At 73.9% G+C, this 6,611-nt stretch carries 5 protein-coding genes and 1 pseudogene; 2 read left to right on the top strand and 4 right to left on the bottom strand.

What is annotated here, in order from left to right:
- Window positions 1-280: 280 nt before the first annotated feature.
- Both ABT288_RS39310 and pepN read right to left on the bottom strand, forming a co-directional pair.
- Window positions 281-1,111, bottom strand: coding sequence for an SDR family oxidoreductase (locus tag ABT288_RS39310; protein WP_351618623.1), 831 nt, complete (start codon window positions 1,109-1,111; stop codon window positions 281-283).
- Between the two features lie 126 nt (window positions 1,112-1,237).
- Window positions 1,238-3,739: an aminopeptidase N gene (pepN, locus tag ABT288_RS39305; protein ID WP_351618620.1), complete on the bottom strand. Its 2,502-nt coding sequence runs from the start codon at window positions 3,737-3,739 to the stop codon at window positions 1,238-1,240.
- A 6-nt stretch (window positions 3,740-3,745) separates the two neighbouring features.
- Between pepN and ABT288_RS39300 the strand changes: the two genes are divergently transcribed.
- Window positions 3,746-3,877 (top strand): hypothetical protein, encoded by a 132-nt coding sequence (locus tag ABT288_RS39300; protein WP_351618617.1) that lies wholly within the window; start codon window positions 3,746-3,748, stop codon window positions 3,875-3,877.
- A 267-nt stretch (window positions 3,878-4,144) separates the two neighbouring features.
- Here ABT288_RS39300 and ABT288_RS39295 read toward each other — a convergent pair whose 3' ends face one another.
- Together ABT288_RS39295 and ABT288_RS39290 are read right to left on the bottom strand one after the other, a co-directional pair.
- Complete coding sequence (locus ABT288_RS39295) at window positions 4,145-4,492, bottom strand: chorismate mutase (protein WP_351618614.1); 348 nt, start codon at window positions 4,490-4,492, stop codon at window positions 4,145-4,147.
- A 5-nt stretch (window positions 4,493-4,497) separates the two neighbouring features.
- On the bottom strand, window positions 4,498-5,415 hold the full coding sequence (locus ABT288_RS39290) for a helix-turn-helix domain-containing protein (protein WP_351618611.1): 918 nt from the start codon (window positions 5,413-5,415) through the stop codon (window positions 4,498-4,500).
- A 98-nt stretch (window positions 5,416-5,513) separates the two neighbouring features.
- On the opposite strand from ABT288_RS39290, the pseudogene ABT288_RS39285 reads away from it, so the two are divergent.
- Window positions 5,514-6,585, top strand: a pseudogene (locus ABT288_RS39285) (beta-galactosidase).
- Window positions 6,586-6,611 lie beyond the last annotated feature (26 nt).

Here is a 6,611-nt window from a genome sequence, read left to right as displayed (position 1 = left end):
GTCAGGGTCGACACGATCGGAATGCTCGGCGCGCCGTACTCCAACTCCGCTGCGATCGCCCGGAATTCGTCGAGCATCGGGTCCATCAGCGGCGACCCGAGGCGAGGGGCGGCGTACGCAGAGCTTCCTCACCGCTCATCGGCTGCCCCTCCACTCGCGGAACGCCCCGGCATTCCGGCCTTTACGGACCCTTGGGCTTCCACCTTGTACGGGAAGAACCCCGTGTGTCCCGAAAGCCCAACGACCGGAACCCGAAAGTGGGTACGCGGAGGCGGAGCGATCAGGCCCTTGCGCCGAAGTCGTCCGCGTGATCCCGCGCCCACCGGGCGAACGTGCGGGCCGGGGTGCCGGTGACCTTCTGCACGGTGTCGGTGATCTCCGGCGGCACACCGACCGACTCCTCGAAGGTCCGCAGCAGCCGCTCCAGCATGTACGGCGGGACGTGCGGGAACAGCTCCGGTCCCGCCTCGCGGGGGTCGGTCTCCACGAACGTCAGCTCCCTGCCGAGGGCCTCGCCGATCGCCGCGAGCTGCCCGGCGTTGCTGATCGCCTCGGGTCCGGTCAGCCGGTGCACGGCGCCCTCGTGCCCGCCGTCGAGCAGGACCCGCTCGGCGACGGCCGCGATGTCGTCCTCGTGGATGGGTGCGGAGAGCCCGTCCGCGAACACGCCCCGGATGGCGTTGCCGGCGCGGATCTGCGGCACCCACTGCAGGGCGTTGGTGGCGAAGGCGTTCGGGCGCAGGAAGGTCCAGTCGAGCCCGCTGTCGCGGATCTGCTGTTCCGCGGTGGCGTGCAGGACGTGGATGGGGTGGGTCTCGTCGGCACCCTCCTGGACGATGCCGCTGGAGAGCAGCACGACATGCCGCACCCCGTGGGCGCGGGCGGCCGCCAGGAGGTCGGCCGTGCCGGCCTGGGCGTACAGGAAGAGGGCCGTCGCCCCGCCGAACAGGGCGGCCGGGTCGTCCGGTTGGAACCGGACCACCTCGGCGCCCTCGGGCAGGGCGGCCCGCTGCGGGTCGCGGGTGAGCGCCCGCACGGGCCGGCCCGCAGCGAGGAGTCGGTCGACGAGGGCACGGCCGACGTTGCCGGTCGCGCCGGTCACTACGATCATGGAGGGTGCCTCCCAGGGCTCGGCTGATCGTTGCTGACAGCTCGAGCCTAGGAAGGCCGTCCGGGCCGCCGCATCGTCGCCAGGGACCAGCCGCGCCCTAGGCCGTCGGACCTACTCCACCCGTGCTCACTGTGCCGCCGGTTCCTCCTGCTCGTCGCGCACCCGCAGGGCGCGGGCCAGGTCGTCGAGGCGGTCGGCGAGGGTGCGGCGCAGGGCCGGGGTGGGGTCGGCCTCGCGCAGACAGGCCTCGCCGAGCCGCAGGTTCTCCGTGTCGACGGCATGGGCCGGGAAGGCCCAGCGGCCGGCGGCGACCGCCATGGCGGGTCCGCGCCGCGCACCGACGGCGACGGCGTCCTCGTAGAAGCGCGGCACGTACTCCCGTACCAGATCGGCCTGTTCGGGCTGCCAGAAGCCCTGGGCGGTGGCCGTGAAGAGGTAGTTGGACAGGTCGTCGCCGGCGAACATCGCCTCCCAGGCCGTCCGCTTGGCCTCCGGGTCGGGCAGGGCCGCACGGCAGCGGGCGGCGCCCTCCTGGCCGGTGGCGCTCGGGTCGCGCTCCAGCTCGGCGGCGATGGCGGCCTCGTCGGTGGCACCGAGCACGGCGAGCCGGCCGAGGATGCGCCAGCGCAGCTCGGGGTCGAGTTCCGGCCCGCCGGGCACCGTGCCGTCGGCGAGCCAGGCGGCGATGGTGTCCGGGTGGGCGGCCACGCCGATCAGGTGCCGTACGGCGATCAGGCGCAGGCCGGGGTGGTCGCCGTCCTCGGTGCGCCGCAGCAGGTCGCGGCAGAGGGCGGTGAGGGCCGACAGGGCGGCCGGGCGGTCCTCGGGCTTCAGGTACTGGGTGGCGATCTGGCCGGAGGCGAAGGCGAGGACGCCCTGCACCAGGGCGAGGTCGGTCTCGCGCGGGAGGTGGGCGCGGGCCGTCTCCAGGTAGGCGGCGGGCGCCAGTTCGGCGTCGCGTACGGCGTCCCTGAGGGCGTTCCAGACGACCGCGCGGGTGAGCGGGTCGGGGAGGCCCGACAGGCCGGCGCGGACCGTGTCGAAGGACTCGGCGTCGAAGCGGACCTTGGCGTAGGTGAGGTCGCCGTCGTTGGGCACGAGCAGCGCGGGGCGCCTGCCGATGGGCTGCGGGGCGCTCTGCGGGACGTCGAGGTCGAGGCGCTCGCGCAGCACCAGCCGGCCGTCGTCGGCGACGTCGTGGTCGTACAGGCCCACGGTGAGGCGGTGCGGGCGGCTGCCCACGCGGTCGACGGTCAGGGTGCAGGCGCCGTCGGCGGTGGTGAGGCGGGGGGTGAGCGTGTCCACGCCGGTGGTGCGCAGCCAGCCGTCGGCCCAGGCAGGCACGTCGCGCTCGGTGGCGGAGGCCAGGGAGTCGATGAAGTCGGCGAGGGTGGCGTTGCCGAACCTGTGGCGGGCGAAGTGGGTGTTGATGCCGGCGAGGAAGTCCTTCTCGCCGAGCCAGACGGCCAGTTGGCGCAGGGCGGAGGCGCCCTTGGCGTAGGAGATGCCGTCGAAGTTGAGCAGCGCGGAGGCCGTGTCGTCGACCTTCTCGGGGGCGACCGGGTGGGTGGTGGGGCGCTGGTCGGCGTCGTAGCCCCAGGCCTTGCGGGTGACGCCGAACTCGGTCCAGGGGCCGGTGAAGCGGGTGGCCTCGGCGGTGGTCTGGTAGCCCATGTACTCGGCGAAGGACTCGTTCAGCCAGATGTCGTCCCACCACTTGAGGGTGACGAGGTCGCCGAACCACATGTGGGCCATCTCGTGCGCGATGACCATGGCGCGGGTCTCCCGCTCGCTGTCGGTGACGGCGGAGCGGTAGACGAACTCGTCGCGGAAGGTGACCAGGCCCGGGTTCTCCATGGCGCCCGCGTTGAACTCGGGGACGAACGCCTGGTCGTAGGAGTCGAAGGGGTACGGCTCCGCGAACTTCTCGTGGTAGCGGTCGAAGCACGCGCGCGTGACGTCGAGGATCTCCTCGGCGTCGGCCTCCAGGTGGGGCGCGAGGGAGCGGCGGCAGTGGATGCCGAAGGGCAGCCCGCGGTGCTCCGTGCGCACCGAGTGCCAGGGGCCCGCGGCCACGGCGACCAGGTAGGTGGAGATCAGCGGGGTGGGCGCCGCCTGCCAGACGCCGTCGTCGCGCCGCTCGGTGATGCCGTTGGCGAGCACGGTCCAGCCCTCGGGCGCCCTGACGGAGACCTCGAACACGGCCTTCAGGTCGGGCTGGTCGAAGGCGGCGAAGACGCGCTGGACGTCGTCCATGAACATCTGCGTGTAGACGTACGTCTCGCCGTCGCTCGGGTCGGTGAAGCGGTGCATGCCCTCGCCGGTGCGGGAGTAGCGCATGGCCGCGTCGACGCGCAGCTCGTGCTCCCCGGCGGAGAGGTTCTTCAGCGGCAGCCGGCCGTCGTCGAGCGACTCGGGGTCGAGGGGCTCCCCGTCGAGCGTGACCGCGCGCAACTCGGCGGGCCTCAGCTCCACGAACGTGTCCCCGGCGGACCGCGCGATGAACCGGATCACGGTGCGGGAGTCGAAGGTCTCGTCCCCGGTCGTGAGGTCCAGCTCGACCGTGTAGCGGTGGACGTCGAGGAACTGTGCTCGGAGCTGCGCTTCATCGCGCGTGAGTGCGGACATGCGGCCATGCTGCCTGATCGCACTGACAGCGCACAGGGGGTGGACGGCTTCACGGCATATGTCCGGCTCGCCGCCCCGGCCCGCGCCGCGGTCCCGGTCGTCTCCGTCCGCTCCCTCGCCCCTCCCGCCACCGACTGAACGCGGCCGGACTGCGTTGCTTTCCGCCCGCCCCCGACCATTCCTGCCCGCTCCCGACCACTCGTGGCCGCGCGGCCCGCTCCCGGCCGTTCGCGTCCGCTCCCTGGAACGTCCGCGCCCGCCCGCCCCTGGACGACCCACACCCGCTCCCGTCGGGCCCCCGCCCACCCGGCTCACCACCGGCGCCCGCCCCCGTCCGCCCCCGCGCGCCCAACCATCCCCGTCGGGTCCCTCACCGCTGCCGGCGCCGGCCGCCCCCGGTCGGGGTCAGCCGTTCGTCTGTTGTCCGTTGGCGGTGTCCTCGGCGATGCGCTCGTGGTGCCGGATGACCTCGGCGATGATGAAGTTCAGGAACTTCTCGGCGAAGGCCGGGTCGAGCTTGGCGTTCTCGGCGAGGCGGCGCAGCCGCGCGATCTGGCGGGCCTCTCGCGCGGGGTCGGCGGGCGGCAGCTGGTGCACGGCCTTGAGCCGGCCGACCTGCTGGGTGGCCTTGAACCGCTCGGCGAGCAGGTGGACAACGGCCGCGTCGATGTTGTCGATGCTGTCGCGCAGCCGCTCCAGTTCCTGACGGACCTCGAGGTCCGCGTCACCGTTTCCGGTGTTGCTGGTGGTCATGCACGTCAGCCTATGGGTTCCGCGGGCCCGTCCTCCGGGCTGTCCGGAGAGTGGATCACAGGCGGATCGTCCGGGTCCGGTACACGGTCGCTCCAGCCGCCCGGCACGCCGCGGCCCTGCTGGGCGCGGAAGCGGACCGGGGCGAGGCCCACCCGGCGGGTGAACAGCCGGGAGAAGTACGCGGGGTCGTCGTAGCCGACGCGGCGGGCGACGGCGGCGACGGGCAGCTCGGTGCCGGCGAGGAGTTCCTTGGCACGGCCGAGCCGGATCCCGAGCAGATAGTCCTTGGGGCTGCAGCCGGCGGCCCGGCGCACGGCGCCACGCAGCTCGGCGGGGGTCATGCCGTGCACGCGCGCGTGGTCGGCGACGCTCATCGGCGTGCACGCGTCCCGCGCGAGCGCCTGGAGCACCTGGTCGCCGTCCGGGGCGAGGTCGGCGCGGGCGCGGCGCAGGGCGACAAGGAGCTCGTGCACGGCGGCGCCGGTCTCCACCTCCAGCAGCGGGTTGCCGCGGCGGGCGGCACGGGCGACTCGGGCGATCACCGCGCGGGGCCCGGAGGCGTCGGAGAGCGGGACGACGGGCCGCTCGGGCTCGATGTAGCCGAGCTCGGTGTACGTCGCGGCGGCGGGCCCGGCGAAGTCCACGAAGCCCTCGTCCCAGCCGGTGCCGGGATCGGGCGCGTAGTGGTGGGGCACACCGGGGGTGAGCCAGAGCAGCGCGGGCGCGGTGACGGTGATACGGCGGCCGTCGGCGCACCGGTACCAGCCGCGGCCCGCGCTGATCACGACGGCCACGTGGTGGTCGAGGGTGCGCGGGCCGACCGTGGGCAGGGCGCCGTGCTGGAGGCCGACGCCGAGGCAGACCAGACCGAGCCGGTGGTGGGCGGGGCCGGGGCTGAAGAACCGCATCCAGGTCTGGTACATCGGCGCTCCTCCCGGCGTCGGCGACGGCGGACCTTTGTCCAGGCAGCGCCGATCTTCGTCCATGGCGCGGGCCTCCGGAAGGGGTGAGGCTGGGGCGCATGAGCGAGTTCACGGTGAGGGAATCCGACTTCCTGCTGGACGGGCGGCCGGTATGGCCGCTGTCCGGGGCGCTGCACTACTTCCGGGCGCACGAGGGGCACTGGCGGCACAGGCGCTCGGCCGGTTCCTGGACGCGGTCCGGGAGGCCGGACTGTGGGCGATCGTCCGGCCGGGCCCCTGCATCTGCGCCGAGTGGGAGAACGGCGGACTGCCGCCCTGGGTGACGGGCGAGCCGGGCACGCGCGTGCGCACGCGTGACGAGCGGTATCCGGAACGCCGGCGAGCATGTCGTACGGGACCCGGACGAGGCCGCCGGGGCGCTGCGGGAGATCCTGGGGTGCGGGGCGTCGGTGAACCTCTGCATGGCGCACGGCGGCACGAGTTTCGGCGGCTGGGCGGGCGCCGACCGGGGCGGCGGCGAACTGCACGAGGGCCCGCTGGAGCCGGACGTGACCTCCTACGACTACGACGCCCCGTGGGCGAGTACGGCCGCCCGACCGAGAAGTTCTGGCGCTTCCGCGAGGTGCTGGCCGCGTACCACTCCGGGCCGCTGCCCGAACTGCCGCCGCGGCCCGCCCCGTTGGGCCACCCGGCGCAGGTGACGCTGGACGCCTGGGCGCCCTTGGGAGACATCCTGGAGACGCCGGGCGGTCTGCGGGACCTCGCGGTGGTGTACGTCGACGGGCAGCGGGCGGGGGTGCTCACCGAGGAGGAGCCGCGGCTCAAGGAGCCCGTCGCGGGGTACGCGCGCGTGGGCCGGATCTGTGCGCGTTCGACGACGGCGTGGACGCGGTGCGGTTCGGCGCATGGCCGCAGGAGGGCGCTTCCTGGCTGTACCGGGGCACCGTCACGCTCCACGGGGCGGGGGACGCCCGGCTGGAGCTGCCCGGCCGGACACGCGGGTTCGTCTGGATCAACGGCTTCGACCTGGGGCGCTACTGGTCGGTGGGCTCCCAGCGGTCCCTGTACGTGCCCGGCCCGGTGGTGCGGGAGGGCGAGAACGAGGTGTGGGTGCTGGAGCTGCAGGGGACGGGCCCGGACCGCCCCGCGCCCCGCTTCCTTCCCGTGTGACCGGCCGCCCGTCGCGCCTACAGTGG

Source organism: Streptomyces sp. NPDC001093, assembly GCF_040298985.1.
In the GTDB taxonomy this organism is placed as follows: domain Bacteria; phylum Actinomycetota; class Actinomycetes; order Streptomycetales; family Streptomycetaceae; genus Streptomyces.
The sequence above is the reverse complement of the archived record's forward strand: the minus strand, read 5'-3'. Positions and strand labels throughout refer to the sequence as shown.

What these genes read in the sequence shown, in the direction of transcription:
- ABT288_RS39300 (WP_351618617.1), top strand. Translation starts at nt 3,746, where the DNA reads ATGCTGCCTGATCGCACTGACAGCGCACAGGGGGTGGACGGCTTCACG.
- ABT288_RS39310 (WP_351618623.1), bottom strand. Translation starts at nt 1,111, where the DNA reads ATGATCGTAGTGACCGGCGCGACCGGCAACGTCGGCCGTGCCCTCGTC.
- ABT288_RS39290 (WP_351618611.1), bottom strand. Translation starts at nt 5,415, where the DNA reads ATGTACCAGACCTGGATGCGGTTCTTCAGCCCCGGCCCCGCCCACCAC.
- pepN (WP_351618620.1), bottom strand. Translation starts at nt 3,739, where the DNA reads ATGTCCGCACTCACGCGCGATGAAGCGCAGCTCCGAGCACAGTTCCTC.
- ABT288_RS39295 (WP_351618614.1), bottom strand. Translation starts at nt 4,492, where the DNA reads ATGACCACCAGCAACACCGGAAACGGTGACGCGGACCTCGAGGTCCGT.